Source organism: Hymenobacter profundi (assembly GCF_019334315.1).
In the GTDB taxonomy this organism is placed as follows: Bacteria; Bacteroidota; Bacteroidia; order Cytophagales; family Hymenobacteraceae; genus Hymenobacter; species Hymenobacter profundi.
The window spans coordinates 19,553-39,463 of sequence record NZ_JAHWGL010000015.1; the positions used below are offsets into that span (position 1 = coordinate 19,553).

Genomic DNA, 19,911 nt, shown 5'->3' on the forward strand with positions numbered 1-19,911 from the left:
GATCTATACTTGGTAAGCTTGCTCCCTCATGAACCTATCGATTATCATCCCTATCTATAATGAGGAAGACAACATCCAGATACTTTACGACCGGCTGAATGGCGTACTAGCTTCACTTGGCCGTTCCTACGAACTCATCTTTGTCAACGACGGCTCCCGCGACCAGTCGCTGCGCCTGATTAAGGTTCTTACGGAGCGCGACACGCGCGTACGCTACATTGATTTCAGCCGCAACTTTGGGCACCAGATTGCCGTCACGGCCGGATTGGACTTGTCGCAGGGCGAAGCGGTAGTCATTATCGACGCCGATTTGCAGGACCCGCCGGAGCTGATTCCCCAGCTCTACCACAAAATGCACGAAGGCTACGAGGTAGTATATGCCCGCCGCCGCTCGCGCCAGGGCGAAAGCGCCGCCAAGAAGTTCACGGCCAAACTGTTTTATCGTATTCTGACCAGCATCACCAACATTTCCATTCCTGTGGATACCGGTGATTTTCGCATTGTATCCCGTAAGGTAGTGGATGCGCTCAAGCAGATGCCGGAGCAAAACAAGTTTATCCGTGGGCAGATTTCTTGGATTGGCTACCGCCAGACCTACCTCGAATACGACCGGGCCGAGCGGGCCGGTGGTGCCACTGGCTACACCTATAGCAAGATGATTCGGCTGGCGCTGGACGGCATCACGGGCTTCTCCGATGCGCCGCTTAAGTTTGCGACCATCAGCGGGTTTGTAGTATCGGGCATTGCCTTTGTGGTCGTCCTCTACACGCTATACGAGCGGTTTATAGTGCACGACTACCAACCAGGCTGGGCTTCGCTGATGGTAAGTATCCTGTTTCTGGGTGGCGTGCAGCTAATTGCTGTCGGGCTTATTGGTGAGTATTTGTCGCGGTTGTCGGCCAACGTGCGCCAGCGCCCGCTTTACATTATTTCCGATACCAATATTCCGGTTACCAACGTTGCTCCTGCCGCTAGTCCTGCTACGCATCCGGGTCCTGTTTTTCCAACGTAGCCAGTGGCTTTGGTCCGCTTTATTTTAACTCCTGTACCAGCCGCTCCAACTCGGCCAGTGTGGTTTCGCGGAAGCTAAGCGGCTCGCTGCTATGGCGCCCGGTGGTGATTTCCCGTACCGCCACATAGGGCGTGCCGCTCATATAGCGGATACCTAGTAGCACGGCCTTTTTGTTGGCAGGCACGTCCACAAAGTCGTAACCTGTGTCGGTGGGCTGGCCTAGCACAATGGTAGCCGCATCGTGTAGTACCAGCCGTACGCTGGTGTGCGTGTCGGGCTCTACGGCCGCCGTGAGGGTAGTAACGGCTTCGGCCGCGGGGCGCGGGCGGGCAGCCGCTACCCACCCCAGTTGCCCTACCCGAAATGCCTGTCGATCAGCGGCCGGTGCTTCTTCGTCAGCTACCGATGGTGTTGGCGAATCAGTTGAGTCGGCGCGGACCAGTAGGTCAGACGTTTCGGGTAGGGTGAAGCGGATGGGCACCAGCACTTTCACCTTCACAAAACGGCCTTCGCGCTGGCCGGGCGTCCAGCGGCCCGAGCTTTGCCGCACTACCCGCAGGGCCTCCACATAGAAGCTGCTACCCAAGCTGCGCAGTACCTTAGGCGTTAGCACCCGCCCTGCTTCGTCAATCACCGCCGATACGTAAACAGTGCCTTGCGTGTGGCTATCGGCCGCTGCGGCGGGGTAGCGCACGAGTTTGTTCAGGGCAGCCGGGCCACTCTCATACGCGGGCATGGGTTGCGCCTCTGGGTATATTTGGTTGTCTACTACTGCTTCCGGGCCAGCTGCCACCCACCGGATAGGTTGCCGGCGCCCGCTCCGCCCATAATATAGCGGCATTCCCGATCGGGCAGAAGCCGGAAGCTCCACCTGCACGGCGCGGCCCTCGGCTAGGCGCAGGGACTGGCCGTTGCCCGTGGCCCGCACCAATACTGCGCCACCCGGTATAAGCAGTTGGTCATCATTGGTTTCGGACACAATGTTGGAGAGCAGTACATCAGCCAGCCCGTAGCACTCTTTCAGTTCCACAAACACAGGGCCGGTTACGGGCTCCCCACGCGCGTCGACCAACGTGCCCGCCGGAATGCGTACAACGGTGCCTTCCCTACCCCGCACTTCGGCCAGTTGGGTAGGGTCTATCTTATGGTACTCGCTGGCTTTCAGGGTGAGGTCGTAGAGACGCGCTTCGGCGGGTGGCGGCGCGGTGGTGTCGCGGGGCACTATGGCGCGGCGCGCGGCTCCTGGCCGGATGAGCGGAGCATTGGCTTGGGTAGGGCGCTCTACTCGGTGCCAGGTTAGGGTATCGAGGCGGCGGGGTGTGGGGGCAGGCAGTGTGTCAACAGGTGATTCGGTTTCAGTGTCTGCTACCTCTGTATGAGCGGGCGTGTCGGACTGACAGCTGTAGAATAGGAAAGAAGCTAGGCCGCTGAGCAGCAAAAGGCGAAGGGTACGCATCGGACAAAATAACGGCTTCAGCAGCTATTCTGGTACAAATAGGGCGAAAGCATCAGCAATGGTACTAGGGTGGACGGTATGTACATCGGTTATCGATAAAATCTCCCTTCGCCTAAGCAGTTATTTATACCGCAATTGTCTTTATATCAGTCATTTAAAATATTTACTAAAACATATTTTAAATTTTGAACACCGAATCAACTTATAAATACGTTATTAAACGTATAAATACGTTATACTTACAACATGGAAGAGCTAACTAAAACGGAGGAGCGCATTATGCATGTGCTCTGGAAGCTGAAACGGGCTTTCGTTAAAGACATTATTCAGCATTTAGACGAAGATCCTGCGCCACCTTACACCACCATTTCTTCGGTGGTGCGCATTCTGGAGCGCAAGGGCTATGTGAGTTTTAAGGCTTACGGCAAGACGTATGAGTACTCGCCTGTCATCAGCAAGCTGGAATACCGTGCGGCTTCTCTTAAGCGTATGCTGACACAGTATTTCGACAATTCGCCATCGGCACTAGTGTCTTTTATGGTAGAGGAAGAAAGTCTGAGCCCTGAGGAGGTGCAGCGCCTCCGCCAACTGCTGGACCAGGCTTCCCCCGATACAGCCCCTACCGATGATGCCCACTAGCCTGCTGCTCTATCTGGCCGAGGTTAGCTTCGGCACAGTGGTCTTCGCGCTGCTTTACCAACTGGTATTTGCCCGGCTGCCCACTTTCCGCTGGAACCGTTGGTACTTGCTGGTTAGCCTGGCTGCCAGCTTTGCGCTGCCGTTGCTGGTCGGATTTGCTTCTCGGATGACCCCTACCACTGGTAGTGCCTCAAGCGGCCCGCTGCCTGCCCTACCCCTACAGTGGACGCTGGCAGCCACCTCCACCTCTCCACTTCTTGATACTCCTGATTATCTGCATAGCCTGGGGTGGGTGGTACTGGCAGTATACGCTGCTGGCGTCTGCTACCAGGTATGGCGTACGAGCCGCAGTTTGCGGCAACTGCATACGCTGGTGACTTCGCACGACAGCATTCGTCTGCCGACGGGCCGCCTGGTGCAGTTGCCTACGCAGACGTTACCAGCATTTTCCTTTGGGCCGTTCATTTTTCTTTCGTCGCTGCATAAGTCGCTTAGTGAGACAGAGCGGCAGCTGTTACTCCGGCACGAACAAGTGCATGTGCGCCAGCACCACACGTTGGATCTGCTGGGCTATGAGGTGGCCGGTTGGCTACTCTGGTTCAACCCAGCTGTGCGCTACCTAGGTCGGCAGGTGCGGCAGGTGCACGAATATCTGGCCGATGCCACTGTAGCACATCTACCCGGCATCGGGATTCGCCACTACGGCAACCTACTACTAAAGCTAGTGACTCAGCAGCCTCCCTTCCGCCTGACGCATACTTTTTCTTCTTCCATTTTAACGCAACGTATTCTTATGCTCACCACCTCTGTTCCTACCCGCTGGCAAAAACTTCGTTTTTTGCTTGTTGTCCCTGTGACCGCTATGGCATGGGCTGTTACTTCCTACGCGGGCTCTCCCTTGCCGCCTACCTCACCCTCGACAGAAACCGCTTCGTCTTCGCCTACGACCGCACAAACAGGCCCTACCATCCAGCATATTACATGGCGGGGCAATAAAGTGGTATCGTCAGCGCGCCTTACGCAGGCGCTGGGACTGGCACCCGGCGCCGCGTACGACTCGGTAGCCCTCGGCCAGCGTCTGCAATCCAATGTCACGTCGCTATACATGGACCAGGGTTATTGGTTTTTTTCAGTTGAGCCTAGCGTCGTTCCGCAGCCGAATGGCACCGTGGATTTGGTTTTTACTATTTCGGAGGGAAAGACGGCCCGACTAGGAAAGATTACGCTACAGGATACACGTACCCCTGCGGTATCTACCGCACCACTGCTGGCTCAATTGCCTCTGCGCACCGGGGACTTATTTAGCCGCAAGAAACTTTTTGAAAGTCAGAAACTGCTGGCCGAGGCTAGTCAAAACCCTGCGGCATCTGTACTTGTGAATCCCATACCCGTAATGCAGCCTAATGGACCAGCAACAGTAAATATAGAATTTGTGTTGCAGCCGAAGTAAGCGCTCCTGAAAAGACTACCCGGCCGCTTTGTGCGTTAAGGTCGGCAGGCTGGCTTCTTGCGCTATGGTAGCGTAAGTCTGCGCTCGTCTGCCGATCTTTATACCCACTATGCTTCTACGTTTTTCTTTGTGGCTGTTGTTGGGCACGCTGCTCACTGCCTGCCAGCCCGATCTGGATTCTGGGCCGTTGCTCGATTTTGTGGGGGGCTCACGCTACACTGCTTACACGCGCATTATCAACACGCCAGCCGATACACTGACGTATAAAATATTCGCAGCCACGACCAAAGCACAGAACGGAGACACAGCAGACGCGCCCAATCTGACGAAGATGCGTGTTACGGTGACGTATAATCCACGCTTAAATCCTGTTGACTACATTGGCCTATCAATTTCAGACCATTACAACACAGGCGATACGCTGGTCGTATTTGAGCGGAGTATGAAGCGGAAAACGTTCGCTTTTCAAAACACTTTCAGTACGCGCTCTACAAGCGGCCACGAAACTTGGCGATTTGAGTCTACAGATGAAGATGGTAATAAAAGCACCACCAGCTTTCGGGTTACGCTCCGCAATGCCGACTCTACGCTTGCCTACCATCGCTACACGGTAGGTTTGCAGGCACCACGCACGCCCACTAGCCGTTCCTACTTGGCATTGCTACCGGGCCTGACATTTCCGCGCTACATAGGTTTTAGAGCTGATTCTACTGGGGTTGCCTATTCAGATGTGTACGGACTGATTGATTTGATTTATGTGCCTCGCGCTGATAATGCAGCTGTACTAGCTTCGCCCTCAGCAGAGCTAGTACCGTTAAGTGCTTTATGGCCTAAAGGCAGTTCCACGCGCCGCATCACGCTCTTGCGCTCAACAAGCTTAAACGCCAGCACCTTTGCCGCCGCTGCCTCCACAGCCGACTTGACGGCAGCATATAACAATAGTACCAGCCCCATTAACCCCCAAACCGAAACCTTGAAGAAAGGCGGCGTGTATGCTTTCCGAACGCAGGAAGACAAGTTTGGGCTTATTTATGTGGAAAATTTGACTACCACGCCTATTCCATCGGCTAAGTTGCAAGTACACATTATGAGGTAGTAAACTAGCTAGACTCGATACTAAAAAACGCCGCTACGATGTTCGTAGCGGCGTTTTTATGTTGACAACGCTTACCCTAGTCCTATCCTTAAAAAGTCGTTCCGATGGTAAGGGAAGTCGTAAAGCGGTTGGAATCGATGCTTACTACTGGCTGATCACCTGCATTGAGTACATAAGGTGAGTAGTAGTTATTAGCCGACTTGTACACACCCGCTATATCCAGGAAAAAGTTTTGCTGCCGCAGACCCAAGCCCACCGTATAGTAATTCTGGGTGCGGTCGAAGTCGTTGGCACGATAAGGGTCGCCGTAGCGGGCATAGCCCAGTCGGAACCGGAAAGCCTCGTAGCGTGCCTCACCCCCAAAGCGGAGGTTCACAGTAGAGCGGTACAGGTCGCTGATGTATTGGTTCGTGCTGGAGTAGTCGTACCCAGGAGCCGTCCCATTAGCAGTAGCATTATCACGGAAGCGCGGTTGAGAATAATCCACATATTCTACGTCGCCCGTTAGGAAGCCGTACTTACCTAGCAATATTGCTACCCCTCCATTTGCCCGGAAGGGAGTAGTTAGGCTATAGGAGAATTGTTGGCTGCCCGTTTGCGCATCACCTCCATTAATTGTCTCGACTATTTGCCCTGCGTCGTCTCGTGTATATCTAGGTGGGGTGAAAGTAGAGCTTAGCTGTGTGCTATACGTGTCCGTTAGTCGGAACCAAGTAGGTGTTTGCACCGAAGCACCGATGCGTATTCTATCTGTAGCACGATAGATGGCTCCGATACGAGCATTGAATCCCGTTCCACGTGTTTGCAAGTAGTCACGTAAATACACATTCACATCACTGGTTGTCTCATAGAAATCGCGCGTCATCTCATAGCGCGTGCCCACAACACCAATGGCGCCGCCTATGTACAGCTTGTCGCGGTAGCTAGCCCCGTACGCAAAATCGTACTGCGACTGCGAACCAGTAGTTAGCATACTCTCCCGCTGCGTGATAGGTCCGTTGCGAGGGATGGTAGATACTTCGTTGCCGCCCTCCAGATTATTCAAATAGCCACCATAAGCCAGCGCGTCTAAGTCAACGTAGGCATTGTTGGCGTATTGGTCATCTATTTCCTGGTTGTCAATGCGTGGCTCCCGCAAACGCTGAAATAACGACTGCTGGTCACCAACCGTACCGGAATAAACAGAATTCTGGTTGAAGTCATTGATGCGCGTAACGCCTATACCGAAAGAGCCTGCACGCCAATCCGATGTGTTGTCACTATCGGGACGGCGGTTAGTAAAAATCAATCCTACGTTTCCAATATGTAAGCTATTACGGGAATCGGTAAGGCTACCACTCCCCTGCAAGGCACTACTCGTATTGCCAACACCAAAGCCCGGCGTGAAACTCACCTCCGAACGTTGGAACAAACCCAGGCCAGCCGGGTTGCTGCTCAAGTTACCAACGTCTGCACCTAGCGCCACGTTGGCCCCACCGATTCCGAGCGTACGGGCTCCGCCGCCAAACTGTAGTTGAGAATACCGCAAAGCATCTAGCTCACTTTGGGCAAAAGCGTGGCTGGCCCAGCCCACAAGGGCCAAGCCTAGCCAATATTTCATGTTTTTCATTCAGGAAAGAAAGGAAAATGAGACATCTACGAGCATAAGCCCGGATGCATTAGCGGACGCGTCCACGGCTGCCACCGCCACCACCGCCTACTGAGCTACCGCTGGACGAACCACCGAAGGAGCTGCGTGAGGGCGAAGGCTGGCTGTACGAACGCGAGGGTTGCTGCTGCTCGTACGAACGAGTGGGCTGGCTGTATACTTGGCGCTGCGTTGCTTGACCATCGCCACTGAATAGCCGGTTACGACGGGGCTGTGCTACATTGCCCTGGTTGCTGTATCCTTGGCTGCCAGCATCGACACTGCGCCACCGGCGCCCGCCCGAGCGGGTATCCAAGTTGGGCTGATCGGCGGGCACGTTCACAGCATTCTGGCGCTGGGGATTACCAGCGGCACCACCGCTTACAACCCGACCACGGCTCCAACCACCGTTGCTACCATTCACGACTGCACCACCCGAACCATTAGACAAGACCGCGTTGCCACCTGAGCGGCCACCACGTATACCAGTATTGGGAGCCGACGACAACGCGGCGGCACTCCGCTCGCGACGTGGCTGGTAGTTGACGCGGCTACGCGTATCGCCGGCATAGCCATAATTCCCGCCGTAGTAAGGAGAGCCATATCCTAGACCACCATAGCCTAAACCGTAGCCATATCCTAAGCCCGGTCCATAGCCATAACCTAGTCCGCCGTAACCCAAGCCACCATAACCACCATAAAAGGGGTCATATAAACCACCGTAGCCTAAGCCGCCATAGCCCAAGCCATACGGCCGATAGAGAGAGCCAAAGCCCAATCCTAAACCAATACTCAGGCCCGAGCCGTAGTAAGGCGAGTAGAAAGGGCTGTAAAGCGAGCCAAAGCCGTAGGGGCTATAACCACCATACCAAAAGGGGTCGGTATAGGCAAGGCTGGAGTAGCCCAGACCGCTGTATGTAGAGCTATTGAAACGACGCAGACGAGAGGCATAGCCATAATCGTCGTCGTAGTATTCTGTAGTTCCGGTAGCGTCCTGCATGGTGCCGTCACCGGAGTACTCGGGGTTCACATCGCCCGATACGGCGTAGCCACCGCTGGTTTGCTGTTGCCCGTAGCGGGCATCCAGCGCCTCCTGGGCGGCAGGGGTCAGTGTAGTTTTATCCTTTGAGGTATAGTACACTCCATCGTCTTCGGTAGAGGTAGTAAGGGCCGATGTGCCCGCGCACCCGCCGAGTGCTAGTGCACTCAGGGCAGATAAAATGAAGGTGGAATATTTTTTCATGGCTAAGTAGAGAAAGAGAGATACAGAAGAAGAAGCAGGCGAAGGTGGAGTGCATTTACTACCCGCTTCACCTAATCGGGAGGAATGCTTCGTTTTAATAACGTAATTTGAGGCCGAAACGGTGCCCTATTGGTAGACAAATGTTCTACCACTATTTCGGACTTTTTTTGCACTTCTACTTTCAAAGATACTCCAAAACATGAGCAAAAGTTTGCCGAAGCGCAGCGAAGATTACTCTTTATGGTACAATGAGTTAGTAAAGCGCGCAGGCCTGGCCGAAAATGCCGCCGTACGGGGTTGCATGGTCATCAAGCCATATGGCTATGCTATCTGGGAAAAAATGCAGCAAACGCTGGACGGTATGTTTAAGCGCACCGGCCACCAGAATGCTTATTTTCCGCTGTTTGTCCCTAAAAGCCTGTTCGAGGCGGAAGAGAAAAACGCGGAAGGTTTCGCCAAGGAATGCGCCGTGGTGACGCACTACCGGCTCCAAACAGACCCCGAAAGACCCGGCAAGTTGCGCGTAGACCCCAACGCCAAGCTGGAAGAAGAGTTGGTGGTGCGCCCTACCTCCGAGGCCATCATCTGGAGCACGTATAAAAATTGGATTCAGAGCTACCGCGACCTGCCGCTGCTCATCAACCAGTGGGCCAACGTGGTGCGCTGGGAAATGCGTACGCGTTTGTTTTTGCGCACAGCGGAGTTTTTGTGGCAGGAAGGCCACACCGCACACGCCACCGCCGAAGAAGCCCTGGCCGAAACCCGCCAGATGCTAGACGTATACGCCGAGTTTGCCGAGGAATGGATGGCCCTACCCGTGGTGAAAGGCGTAAAGTCGGAGAACGAGCGATTTGCCGGTGCCCTAGAAACCTACTGCATCGAGGCCTTGATGCAGGATGGTAAGGCCTTACAAGCCGGTACCTCGCACTTCCTGGGGCAGAACTTTGCCAAGGCGTTCGACGTGCAGTTTCAAACCAAGGAAGGCACACTGGAGCACGTATGGGGCACCAGCTGGGGCGTGAGCACTCGCCTGATGGGCGCATTGGTGATGGCGCACTCCGATGACGAAGGCTTGATACTACCTCCCAAGCTGGCGCCTATCCAAGTGGTGATTGTGCCCATCTACAAAACTGGTCAGCTAGATGAGCTGCTGGAGCGCATCCGCCCCATGCAGCAGGGCTTGCTGGAACGTGGTATCTCGGTGAAGGTAGACGACCGCGACACCGAGCGGCCCGGCTTTAAGTTTGCCGAGTGGGAAATGAAGGGCGTGCCTGTACGCTTGGCAGTGGGTATGCGCGATCTGGACGCCGGCACCGTAGAAGTAGCCCGCCGCGACACCAAGGAGAAAATGAACCTACCCCTGGCCGACATCGTGCAGAGCGTAGACCAATTGCTCCAGGATATCCAGACCAATATCTACAACAAGGCTATGCGTTACCGCGAGCAGCACACCACGCGCGTAACCACCTACGAGGAGTTCAAGCGGGTGCTCGATACCACTGCCGGCTTCGTGCTGGCCCCCTGGGACGGCACCCCCGAAACGGAGGAGCGCATCAAGGAGGAAACCAAAGCCACCATCCGCTGCCTAGCCCTCAACGAGCCCGATGAAGACGGGATAGACATGCTGACGGGCAAGCCCTCGGCACGCTACGCCTACTTTGCGCGGGCGTATTGATGCACTGCCGGTTACTGCTAAGTTAGGAGTTGTGTGCCCGTAGATTTTTCTAGTGGGCGCGCAACTCCTTTTTTGTTACTCACCCTTACGCTTTTGGCCTTCAGAACCTCCTATTATGCCTACTACCACTGCTCCGCGCTTTTTTTCTCGGCTGCTTAATCCGTGGCTACTAGCTTCTATAGTTATTCAATTAGTACTGGTTCTATACGGGTTCCGCACGCTCATCTTCCATCCTACCCAGTATCTAATTGTTACCCACTTCGATGGCATCAAAAGTTATTTCTCTATCGCGTCGTTTCTACGCCAGCCTCTGAGCGATGGGATGCTAGTGCGCGGACACAACTACCCGTTTGGGGAGTTCATGTACTACACTGACAGCACGCCCTTAGTAACGGAATTGCTGCATGTGCTGGTACGGGTGTTTCCTACCTTAGAGCCCTACGGATTGTACATCTACGATCTGCTTGTGCTGAGCGGGCTGGTCGTAAGTACCTTACTGCTACACAGCATTCTGCGACGCCTTGGCGTGATACCCTGGCTGACACTGCTCCTGGCGGTGGCCCTACCCTGGTTAGGACCCCAAACCCCACGCCTGTATGTAGGGCATATGAGTCTTTCCTACACGCCAGCCATACTCTTCACATTATGGATATTGCTGCGCTTGTACACTAGTTGGACGCAGGGCCGACCCGTGTGGCGTTGGTTTGTGGGGCTGGCCCTGGCAATTTTTATTATTTCTTACCTGCACTTCTATTATTTGGCTATTCTGGGCTTGTTTGCGAGTCTGTTTTTCCTGTGCTGGCTTATCCGGGAGTATCGCCAAAACCACCCCTGGCTCCAATTACTCCTTTATAGTAGCACTACGCTGCTGGCTACGCTTCTCGTTACCTGGGGCTCACTGGCGCTGCTAGATCCACGTTACAGCCTGCGACCGGAGGGAGCCAATGGTTACGATTGGATTGATTGGAAGCTGCAATTCGGGGCCTTTTTCCGGGCGTATGATTTCGACAAAGTTCGTTTCCTGTTCGAGCGAACAGCGGCAGTGCCCTACGAGTCATCAGCCTACCTGGGCGCTTTTGTTTTGTATGGCTTAGTTATAGTAGGTGTTTTATATTTTCTGAAGCGCCTACCAGCTTATCCCGAAAAAAGGGAAAACCATCAGTTTCTGCTCCTGCTACTCGTGGCAAGCCTACCAATGGTGCTTATTGCCTTAGGCGAAAAATATGAGTTAGACAACGGCGCGTATATCATACACAACTACCTGAATCCTTTTCTCTTACTACACAAAATAACCGAGCGGGTTACGCAGTTCAGAACCTTAGCGCGCTTCGTGTGGCCGTTTTGGTGGGCTCTGGTACTAGGGTGTAGCTGGTATTTTTCGCATTGGTGGCAGCACCCTAAAATGCGCTGGGTGTTAGGTATCCTGTGTTTGTTGTTGATTAAGGATACGCGTGATGCTGTGTCTGGCTATTCTAAAGAAACGCAGCGCCCGAATATACTCGCGCCCGCTCTGGGGGATCCAATGCAACAACTGGCCGGCTGGCTTGACGGCCGAAAGTACCAGGCCATCCTACCCCTCCCCTACTATCATGTAGGCAGTGAAGGAGACTACAGCTTCACGGTCGATCCGGATGACCCACACTCCAATAACGCCTACCAGTTATCAATGCTCACAAATCTACCCCTTATGTCGAATAAATCCGCCCGTACCGTTTCGCACCAAGCAGAGCTACTGTACACCATCTTCCGGCCCGAGGGTATGGCACCCGAGTTGCGCGCCAAGCTCGACCAGCGACCCATACTCGTTTACTTAGACTCAGCGTATTATGATGGACGCAATAACTACTACCCCGAAACGCTCCAGAACCGTCCTACAATGCTGACTGTGTTTGACCAAAGCCGCTCGTTTGTTCAAGACCATCACCTGCGCCTATTACGTCATCACGACGGCAGATCCTTGTATGAGTGGTATCCAAACGCACCAATATATCCAACAACACAACCAGCTCAGTGAGATTTTCACTCGCTTTAAGCTGCTAGATTGTTGTGTTATCGTCTTTTATAATCTATTCATTTGTTTACAGTTAGCTTGATGAGCAATAGATTATCAAAGCGTTGTTTTCTACGTATCTTTCCTTGTCACCCTTCTATACTTTTCTACCATGGACTGGCTCACGATTGCTACCCTTCTACTGTTCGGCTTGCTGTTTGTGGCGGCCGAGGTCATTTTTATTCCGGGTACCACGTTTGTGGGCTTTGTGGGCTTCGTGCTCCTAGCGGCAGGCATCTGGTTCAGCTACCGCGACTTGGGCACGCCCATCAGCCATTTCATTTTGGGCGGTGCGGTGTTTCTCACAGCTGTGCTGGTGTATGTTGGGTTGAAGCCTAAAAACCTGAACAAATTCGCCCTCACGGAGGTGCACGACAATTACGTGCACGATGCCCGCCGACCCGATGTGCAGCCTGGTACTACTGGTCGTACCATCTCGGCACTACGGCCGGCCGGCACGGTGCTGTTTGAGAACGACCGGCGCGAGGCCACTACCCGCGGCGAGTTTATTGCGGCTGGCACACCGGTGCGAGTACTGCGCATCGAGCAAAACCGCATTGTGGTGGAACAAGCCTGAGCGGCCGTGTCAGTTTTTAGTTGTTAGTTACATAGCCCTTCGATTTCACTCCCTTTATCCTACCCCATGGATTTTCCGATTCTACCGATTGCCGTGGCGGCCATTGTGCTGCTGGTGCTATTGTACTTCTTCCCGATTAATCTCTGGATAACAGCCATTTTCTCCGGTGTCCGCATCAGTCTGTTGCAACTCGTATTTATGCGTGTCCGCAAGGTGCCGCCGTCGCTGATTGTTAATTCTCTGATTACATCTTCCAAAGCGGGCCTGCAAATCACGCCCAACGAGTTGGAAACGCACTACTTAGCTGGTGGCAACGTGCCTAAAGTTATTAAAGCCTTGATTTCTGCCGACAAGGCCAACATCCCGCTCGATTTCAAGCAAGCCACTGCCATCGACTTGGCTGGCCGTGATGTATTCGAAGCCGTCACAACCTCCGTCAACCCAAAAGTAATCAGCACCCCCAACGTGGCCGCCGTTGCCCAAGATGGCATTCAGCTTATTGCTAAAGCCCTCGTAACGGTGCGCGCCAACATCACGCAACTGGTAGGCGGCGCCGGTGAGGAAACTATTCTGGCCAGGGTAGGCGAAGGCATCGTCACCAGCATTGGCTCGTCGCTCTCACACAAAGAAGTACTCGAGAACCCCGATAAAATATCGAAGTTGGTGTTGCAAAAGGGTTTAGATGCAGGTACCGCCTTCGAAATCCTGAGCATCGACATTGCAGATATCGACATCGGAGAGAACATTGGAGCCAAGCTGCAAACCGATCAGGCATCTGCCGACCTCAAGGTAGCCGAAGCCCGTGCCGAGGAGCGTCGCGCCATGGCTGTGGCTATGGAGCAAGAATTTCGTGCTAAAACCCAGGAAGCTAAGGCCCGGGTAGTCGATGCCGAAGCCGAAATACCAAAGGCCATGGCCGAGGCTTTCCGCTCTGGCAACCTGGGCATTATGGACTACTATAAAATGCGCAACATCCAGTCCGACACCGATATGCGCGACTCTATCGCCAATCCCGACGGACCAAAGTCTAGCTAATGATAAGCTTATAAAGTAGCTCGCCTCCTGCCTGTCATCCTGAACGCAGTGAAGGACCTTCTCACGCAAGAACGACCGTCATAAAAACGACTCGTTTCAACGTGAGAAGGTCCTTCACTGCGTTCAGGATGACAGGCAGGAGGCGTGTTACTCTACTACCCTCTTACTTCTTCGTAACCCGGAATTCTACACGGCGGTTAAGCTTGCGGGACTCCTCTTCATCGTTGCTGGCAATGGGCTTGGTATCGCCATAGCCTTCGGTGGTGATGCGGCTACCCACAATGCCCTTCGATACCAGGTACTTCTTCACTTCGTTTACGCGGTCCTGGCTCAGCTTCAGGTTCAGTGCTGGGTCGCCCTGGTTGTCGGTATGACCCTCTACTTTGATTTCCACTTCCGGATAATCCTTCAGAATGCGTACTAAACGCAGCAACTCGGGGTAGGAATTTTCGCGCAGGAAGTACTTACTCTGCGCGAAGAAGATATTGTTGAGCTTGATGGTAGAACCTACCGCAAAAGGCACCAGAAATAAATCCTGCGTCACTTCGGAGTAGTTCTGCCGGTCGGTCACGTCCAGGTTGTCGCTTTCTGCCAGATAGTTAGTAGCCTCGGCGCGGTAGCCATACTGTACACCAGAGGGTAGTACAATGGTGTAAGAACCATCCTGTGGATTCACTTCGGCTACCCCTAGCTCCTCACCAGTAAGCAGGTTTTCATAGTGAATAACGGCACCAACAGGCTTTTTGGTCACAGCATCCAGCACTTGTCCACGCACCAGCGTTACGGTTTCGGGCTTGAAGCGGGGCGTAAGGGCAATACGGAAAATATCCTTGGAACCGCCCGTACCATTGCGAGCTGAAACCAGATAGGCATCCTCGCCAGCCGCCGATACTGTATAGTAAGCGTCGAAGTCAGGAGAGTTAACGTTCGGGCCCAGGTTACGTGGCTGGCTCCACTTGGTCCAGCTATCATCCAGACGCTTGCTGTAGAAGATGTCGCTCTTGCCAAAGCCACCATGGCCTTCTGAGGCAAAGTAGAGCGTCTTGCCATCGGCAGCCAGGAAGGGGGCAAACTCGGCTTTCTTCGTGTTCACCGTAGGACCCAGGTTGCGTGGGCGGCTCCACGCTTTTCCATCTTCGTTCAGAAAGCTGACGTAAATATCCTGACTCCCCTGACCATCCTTACGCTGCACGGCCATCAGCATCACCTTGCCCGACGTGCCCAGGCAGTAATCCACATTTTCGGGGTCGTCGTTGTAATAATCCTCAATTACCACCGGCACGGGCTTGCTCCAGCCCGTTACGGTGCGGCGCGTGGTGCTAGGCCCCTTCGGCTCCAACGTACCATCAGGGCGGTATACGCCAATTACCAGCAACTGCTGCCCGTTGGCCGATACGGCCGCTACCCCATTGGGGTCTTTGGGGGTATTTACAGGCCCGCCCAGGTTCTTAGCTGGGTTCCAGGCTTTAGTAGTAGCATTGTTGAGGGTAGCATACCATACGTCCTGCGCATCGCTGGTGCCGCCGGTGTTCTGGGGGCTCTCCTGCCGGGCAAAATAGAGCGTACGACCATCAGGCGAAATAATAGGGTGCGTATCGACGTACTTAGAGTTGACGTTTGGGCCTAAGTTCACCATAGTAGAGTCGAACTTGGCCGCGTTGGGGTCGGCTTTGAACTGCTGCTTCACCATGGTTTCGGCCACGTCGGCAATACCAATGGCGTCAATCTGGTTTACCCCATTCACCTCCTTGGTATTCATCGTAACCACTACCCCGATGGTGCGGTAGGTGCCTGGCGAAAACGTCACCTGCAAGGAGCGAAAAGCTTCGCCCAGCGTGCCGGGCTTGTTGTTTTCGTACACCTGGTGCCGGCCACCGCGCGTATCGACCAACTCAATTTTGGTAACCGACCCCGGATTGAAGTTTTCCACGACCGTCACCTGCTTAGCTACCAAAGACTTCGAGAATTTCACCTCAATGAATTCGTCTTTCCCTTCTTTTTTGGGAATCCAGGCTTCATTACTGATCTGACCGAGCGGTAGCGCATTGGGCTCGCCCAGCACTTTGTCGGGAGAGAAGGCCTCTTTGCCGCTCGATTTCTGCGACGACACAGCTACTACCTTCGAAGCCCACACAGCGTGCTGTGCTTGTGCTACGCTACCAATTCCTATCACTAACCCCAAGGAAAGAAAGAGTTTCCTCATCATTCTTGTACTAAATCTGCGAATAAAGATGTATCGACCTGCCGACGTATCACCCCAACAACTCACCTGACCCAACAGATACCCCCACGGGCTGGGTAGTAGTTCCGGCGCTCCGCGAAAGCCGCGCCAAATTATTACCAAGCACGTAGTTAAATGGTTATTTTTTGAATAAAACCTAGAATAGGCCTCCCACCAACTGCATCTGTTGCTAAGGTTACAGGCAAATGATAAAAGCCCGGCCGCAACAAATGCGGCCGGGCTTTTATCATTTGCCATGGCCCTACGTTAGGGTTGCAGCGTGAATGTGCGCGTAACCGAATTGAACGGGCCTGGTATCAGGTTTCCGCTGTTATCAACCAGTTCCAGCTTCACGGTGTTCTGCCCCATTGGCAGGCCTTCCATGGTGTAAGGCAGCCATTCCGTCAGCAGGAACTCGGAGCCGTTGATGGTGGCCCGCACCTTATTGCCCTCCGGCGACAGAGTCGTATTCACCAGGTAGAAATCCAGCATCACCTTTTTGGTGTCGTTGCCAGAGTACGTGTCTTTCGGGCGGCTATAGAACATGTGCGCCGCCGACAAATCGGCGTTTAGTGGCTGCACAGGCGCCGAACCTACGTTGATAACGCGTAGGTCATAGGCCCCGCGGTGCTTCAGGCTTTCGTGGTAAGAGCGCGAAAGAAACGACAATACAACGTGCTGACCATCTGCTATGTTCTTGGTGAACTCCGTAGTATAGTGCGCCGTGTAGGGCTGGTTATCTACGATGTTGTGAATATGTTGTCCTTTTTCTGAAACGGCCATTTCGTTGCCGGTCATGCCGCTGCTCATCTTCGTGAGCACAAAGTTGGTCAGGTCGTAATCGAATGCTACAGCGCCGGAAGGTGATGTAGAGCCCGAAGGGGGCGTTTTCAGGCGCAATTGTGCTTCGGGGTATTTCGGGGAGTCGTCGAACGGAGTTAGGCGGATGCCGTTTTTCTCCATCGCCGCCATGGTCGGGGAAGTAACCGTTTCGGCCGTGCTCTGCGAAGTACCCTCCGTTTGCTGGCGAGTCGTGTCGCAGGCGCCCAATGCGAGTAACAGGGAACCGCCTAGTAGAAAAGCAGATGCTTTCATAGGTGAAATGGTAAGGATATTGAAAACTACCGAATCGTATATCCGGCTGCGCCCCACCCCGGGACGACGTGCGATTTTTTTGAGTACTTTGCGAAAGTACGTAACCATTGCTCAAAAGTATATCAATTTTCCGCTATGGACCCAACATTGCTGGAAGAAATTCCATCGCTCGACCTGGCTGATTTCCGTTCCGGCGACCCGGAGCGCAAGGCCCGCTTCGTGCAGCAGCTCGGCGAAGCCTACCAAAACATCGGCTTCGTTGCGCTCAAAAACCATGGCCTGACCGACGAACAGACCACCAAGCTGTACAACGACGTACAAGCTTTCTTTTCACTTCCCGACGAGGTGAAGCAACGCTACGAGAAGCCTGAACTGGCCGGACAGCGGGGCTACATCGGCAAAGGCAAAGAGCACGCTAAGGGCCGCAACACCGGCGACCTGAAGGAATTTTTCCACGTGGGCCAAGAGGTGGACGACCCTACCGACCCGGTAGCGCAGGAGTATCCCGACAATATCTGGCCTGCTGAAGTTCCCGGCTTTGCCCAGCACACCACAGCCGCCTATAAAACGCTGGAAGCAGCGGGCAAAGATGTACTGCGTGCCATTGCGCTCTACCTGGAGCTGCCCGAGAACTACTTCGACGACAAAGTAAAGAACGGCAACAGCATCCTGCGCCAGATTCACTACTTCCCCATCGAAAACCCCGACGCGGTACCCGCTGATGCGGTGCGCGCCGCCGAACACGGCGACATCAACCTGATTACTTTGCTGATGGGCGCCTCGGCCGACGGCCTGCAAGTGCTACGCCGCGATGGGAAGTGGATTCCTATCACGGCCCTACCCGACCAGATTGTGGTGAACGTGGGCGACATGCTCCAGCGCCTCACCAACGGCGTGCTCCGTAGCACCATCCACCGCGTGGTGAACCCGCCCCGCGAGAAGATGAACTCCTCACGCTACTCGGTGCCTTTCTTTATGCACCCGCGCTCTGAAATGAGCCTGGCTGCGCTGGAAAGCTGCGTTACGCCAGAAAACCCCAAGCAGCAACCCGACGTGACGGCTGGTGAATTCCTGAACGAACGCCTGATTGAGCTGGGCCTGAAGAAGAAGTAAACCCTTCAGGTTAGCAGAGTAGTATAGTTGCCAGTGAGCAGAGGATTACCCGCCTACTCACTGGCAACTCTTTTTTGGGTCCGGATAACTTTTCCTACCCCTATCCGAATACTGCACCACGTGTAACGCATAACCGGCACTGCATTGGAAGAGGTTCAGCTGGCACCGCCCCCACGCCGTGGCCAACGCACCCGGCGGGTACGGGGCCTTATTTTTCTGAAGGATGTAGCCGCCCTCAGCCTGTCGTCGTTTGGCGGGCCGCAGGCGCACATTGCCATGATGATGCGCCTGCTGGTGGAGAAACGCCGCTACCTTACCACCGCCGAACTGCTGGAAATATCGGCACTGTGCCAGATTTTGCCGGGTCCGGCCTCTACGCAGACTATTACGGCCATCGGATTTCGGCTAGGAGGCCCCAACCTCGCCTACCTCACGGCTTTGCTCTGGGTATTACCTTCGGTAGTCATCATGACCGTGGCCGGCATCAGCATCAGTTATCTGGACAAGAGCTTGGTCGCCAGATTAATGCAGTATATCCAGCCCGTGGCGGTAGGGTTTGTTTTTTACTCGGCCTATAAGATTGGCCGCAAGGTAGTCCAAACCAAAACTTCCACGGCCCTGATTGTAGCATCTGCGCTGATAGCCTATTTCTTTCAGTTGCCGTGGGTACTACCTCTGCTTTTACTTATTGGCGGGCTCATTACCACCTTTCGTTACCGTAACCTACCCCAGCAAGAAAAAAAGCCGCTGCAAATTGAGTGGGCCAACGGGATTCTGTGGCTAGCAGTCCTGCTGGTAGCGGCTGTCGTAGGCTCGTATACCAAGCTACTACCTGTGCGGCTGTTCGAAAATTTCTACCGCAACAGCAGCTTGGTTTTTGGCGGTGGACAGGTGCTGGCACCGCTTTTCTACGCCGAATTTGTGGAGTTTAAGCACTATTTGAGTGGTCCTGAGTTTCTTTCGGGTTACGGCCTGACGCAGGCGCTACCTGGCCCCAACTTTTCGCTGGCTGCTTACATTGGTGCTCTGGCTATGCGCACCGGAGGCTATGGCTTGAGTGGGCAGTTACTAGGAGCAGCTGTAGGAGCCGTAGGTATTTTCCTTCCCGGCACTCTACTGATTTTCTTTGCCATCCGCTTCTGGGACCACCTGAAACAGTACCGCGTGGTACAGGCCTCACTAGAGGGTATCAATGCTGTAGCGGCGGGTCTGGTGTGGGCGGCAGCCTTGTTGCTCTATCATCCCCTACCCGATACCACCATTAACATTGTGCTGGTAGTAGCGACTTTTTTAGTGCTGCTTTGGGAGAAGATACCATCCTACGTACTTGTAGGCGTTGCGCTGGTAGCAGGTGTTCTCTTTTGAAGTAGCAGATGCCTAGACTCAAAGCTATTTCGTCCAACTCAATGTAGCCACGCCTATCACAGTAGCACCTATTCCTGCTAAATACTCTATTGATAAAAAGCTATTTGAGTTAATTCCGAGTATCGTTGGATCTATGTTTATAGAAGTAAAAGCGCTACAAGCAGGTAGATACTATCAGCTTGCATGAAATCCTCCTAGATATGAAAAAAACTTCCGCTTGCTGCCACATAATGCGGTAGTAAGCGGAAGTTTTTACT

15 protein-coding genes are annotated in these 19,911 nt (G+C 53.9%); 10 read left to right on the forward strand and 5 right to left on the reverse strand.

Features of this window, described 5'->3' with window-relative positions; all coding sequences use genetic code 11:
* The first annotated feature begins 28 nt into the window (after window positions 1-28).
* Complete coding sequence (locus tag KYK14_RS06045) at window positions 29-1,012, forward strand: glycosyltransferase family 2 protein (RefSeq protein WP_219157815.1); 984 nt, start codon at window positions 29-31, stop codon at window positions 1,010-1,012.
* A 19-nt stretch (window positions 1,013-1,031) separates the two neighbouring features.
* Here KYK14_RS06045 and KYK14_RS06050 read toward each other — a convergent pair whose 3' ends face one another.
* A complete protein-coding gene (locus KYK14_RS06050) occupies window positions 1,032-2,468 on the reverse strand; it encodes an energy transducer TonB (RefSeq protein WP_219157817.1) in 1,437 nt (478 codons plus the stop codon).
* A gap of 246 nt (window positions 2,469-2,714) precedes the next feature.
* On the opposite strand from KYK14_RS06050, the gene KYK14_RS06055 reads away from it, so the two are divergent.
* From KYK14_RS06055 to KYK14_RS06065, 3 genes are all read left to right on the forward strand, one after another.
* Window positions 2,715-3,107, forward strand: a complete 393-nt coding sequence (locus tag KYK14_RS06055) for a BlaI/MecI/CopY family transcriptional regulator (protein WP_185281952.1) — start codon at window positions 2,715-2,717, stop codon at window positions 3,105-3,107.
* A complete protein-coding gene (locus tag KYK14_RS06060) occupies window positions 3,094-4,557 on the forward strand; it encodes a POTRA domain-containing protein (protein WP_219157819.1) in 1,464 nt (487 codons plus the stop codon). The genes KYK14_RS06055 and KYK14_RS06060 overlap by 14 nt, the downstream gene beginning before the upstream one ends.
* Before the next feature lie 109 nt (window positions 4,558-4,666).
* Window positions 4,667-5,653, forward strand: coding sequence for a hypothetical protein (locus tag KYK14_RS06065; RefSeq protein ID WP_219157821.1), 987 nt, complete (start codon window positions 4,667-4,669; stop codon window positions 5,651-5,653).
* Window positions 5,654-5,741: 88 nt separating this feature from the next.
* Here KYK14_RS06065 and KYK14_RS06070 read toward each other — a convergent pair whose 3' ends face one another.
* Together KYK14_RS06070 and KYK14_RS06075 are read right to left on the reverse strand one after the other, a co-directional pair.
* Entirely contained in the window at window positions 5,742-7,253 is a 1,512-nt protein-coding gene (locus KYK14_RS06070) for an OmpP1/FadL family transporter (RefSeq protein ID WP_219157823.1), read from the reverse strand.
* Window positions 7,254-7,311: 58 nt separating this feature from the next.
* Window positions 7,312-8,523: a YgdI/YgdR family lipoprotein gene (locus tag KYK14_RS06075; RefSeq protein ID WP_219157825.1), complete on the reverse strand. Its 1,212-nt coding sequence runs from the start codon at window positions 8,521-8,523 to the stop codon at window positions 7,312-7,314.
* Between the two features lie 199 nt (window positions 8,524-8,722).
* Here KYK14_RS06075 and proS point away from each other — a divergent pair, with 199 nt between their 5' ends.
* The 4 genes from proS to floA all read left to right on the forward strand — a co-directional run bounded on the left by proS (window position 8,723) and on the right by floA (window position 13,860).
* Window positions 8,723-10,198: a proline--tRNA ligase gene (gene proS, locus KYK14_RS06080; RefSeq protein ID WP_219157827.1), complete on the forward strand. Its 1,476-nt coding sequence runs from the start codon at window positions 8,723-8,725 to the stop codon at window positions 10,196-10,198.
* 115 nt (window positions 10,199-10,313) lie between these two features.
* The gene (locus KYK14_RS06085; protein WP_219157829.1) at window positions 10,314-12,212 is read left to right on the forward strand and encodes a DUF6311 domain-containing protein; all 1,899 of its coding nucleotides are present in this window, start codon (window positions 10,314-10,316) and stop codon (window positions 12,210-12,212) included.
* A gap of 148 nt (window positions 12,213-12,360) precedes the next feature.
* A complete protein-coding gene (locus tag KYK14_RS06090) occupies window positions 12,361-12,825 on the forward strand; it encodes an NfeD family protein (RefSeq protein ID WP_219157831.1) in 465 nt (154 codons plus the stop codon).
* 66 nt (window positions 12,826-12,891) lie between these two features.
* Window positions 12,892-13,860: a flotillin-like protein FloA gene (gene floA / locus KYK14_RS06095; RefSeq protein WP_208309389.1), complete on the forward strand. Its 969-nt coding sequence runs from the start codon at window positions 12,892-12,894 to the stop codon at window positions 13,858-13,860.
* 163 nt (window positions 13,861-14,023) lie between these two features.
* On the opposite strand, the gene KYK14_RS22420 is transcribed toward floA, so the two are convergent.
* Both KYK14_RS22420 and KYK14_RS06105 read right to left on the reverse strand, forming a co-directional pair.
* Window positions 14,024-16,033, reverse strand: coding sequence for an OmpA family protein (locus KYK14_RS22420; RefSeq protein ID WP_219157833.1), 2,010 nt, complete (start codon window positions 16,031-16,033; stop codon window positions 14,024-14,026).
* A gap of 315 nt (window positions 16,034-16,348) precedes the next feature.
* Complete coding sequence (locus tag KYK14_RS06105) at window positions 16,349-17,176, reverse strand: hypothetical protein (RefSeq protein ID WP_219157835.1); 828 nt, start codon at window positions 17,174-17,176, stop codon at window positions 16,349-16,351.
* 135 nt (window positions 17,177-17,311) lie between these two features.
* On the opposite strand from KYK14_RS06105, the gene KYK14_RS06110 reads away from it, so the two are divergent.
* Complete coding sequence (locus KYK14_RS06110) at window positions 17,312-18,289, forward strand: isopenicillin N synthase family dioxygenase (RefSeq protein ID WP_185281941.1); 978 nt, start codon at window positions 17,312-17,314, stop codon at window positions 18,287-18,289.
* A 144-nt stretch (window positions 18,290-18,433) separates the two neighbouring features.
* Entirely contained in the window at window positions 18,434-19,654 is a 1,221-nt protein-coding gene (chrA, locus tag KYK14_RS06115; RefSeq protein WP_246601702.1) for a chromate efflux transporter, read from the forward strand.
* Window positions 19,655-19,911: the final 257 nt, after the last annotated feature.

Coding starts and splice junctions, on each gene's coding strand:
- KYK14_RS06090 (WP_219157831.1), top strand. CDS start 12,361: ATGGACTGGCTCACGATTGCTACCCTTCTACTGTTCGGCTTGCTGTTT.
- KYK14_RS06065 (WP_219157821.1), top strand. CDS start 4,667: ATGCTTCTACGTTTTTCTTTGTGGCTGTTGTTGGGCACGCTGCTCACT.
- KYK14_RS06105 (WP_219157835.1), bottom strand. CDS start 17,176: ATGAAAGCATCTGCTTTTCTACTAGGCGGTTCCCTGTTACTCGCATTG.
- KYK14_RS06070 (WP_219157823.1), bottom strand. CDS start 7,253: ATGAAATATTGGCTAGGCTTGGCCCTTGTGGGCTGGGCCAGCCACGCT.
- KYK14_RS06045 (WP_219157815.1), top strand. CDS start 29: ATGAACCTATCGATTATCATCCCTATCTATAATGAGGAAGACAACATC.
- KYK14_RS06055 (WP_185281952.1), top strand. CDS start 2,715: ATGGAAGAGCTAACTAAAACGGAGGAGCGCATTATGCATGTGCTCTGG.
- proS (WP_219157827.1), top strand. CDS start 8,723: ATGAGCAAAAGTTTGCCGAAGCGCAGCGAAGATTACTCTTTATGGTAC.
- KYK14_RS06050 (WP_219157817.1), bottom strand. CDS start 2,468: ATGCGTACCCTTCGCCTTTTGCTGCTCAGCGGCCTAGCTTCTTTCCTA.
- floA (WP_208309389.1), top strand. CDS start 12,892: ATGGATTTTCCGATTCTACCGATTGCCGTGGCGGCCATTGTGCTGCTG.
- KYK14_RS06110 (WP_185281941.1), top strand. CDS start 17,312: ATGGACCCAACATTGCTGGAAGAAATTCCATCGCTCGACCTGGCTGAT.
- KYK14_RS06060 (WP_219157819.1), top strand. CDS start 3,094: ATGATGCCCACTAGCCTGCTGCTCTATCTGGCCGAGGTTAGCTTCGGC.
- KYK14_RS06075 (WP_219157825.1), bottom strand. CDS start 8,523: ATGAAAAAATATTCCACCTTCATTTTATCTGCCCTGAGTGCACTAGCA.
- KYK14_RS06085 (WP_219157829.1), top strand. CDS start 10,314: ATGCCTACTACCACTGCTCCGCGCTTTTTTTCTCGGCTGCTTAATCCG.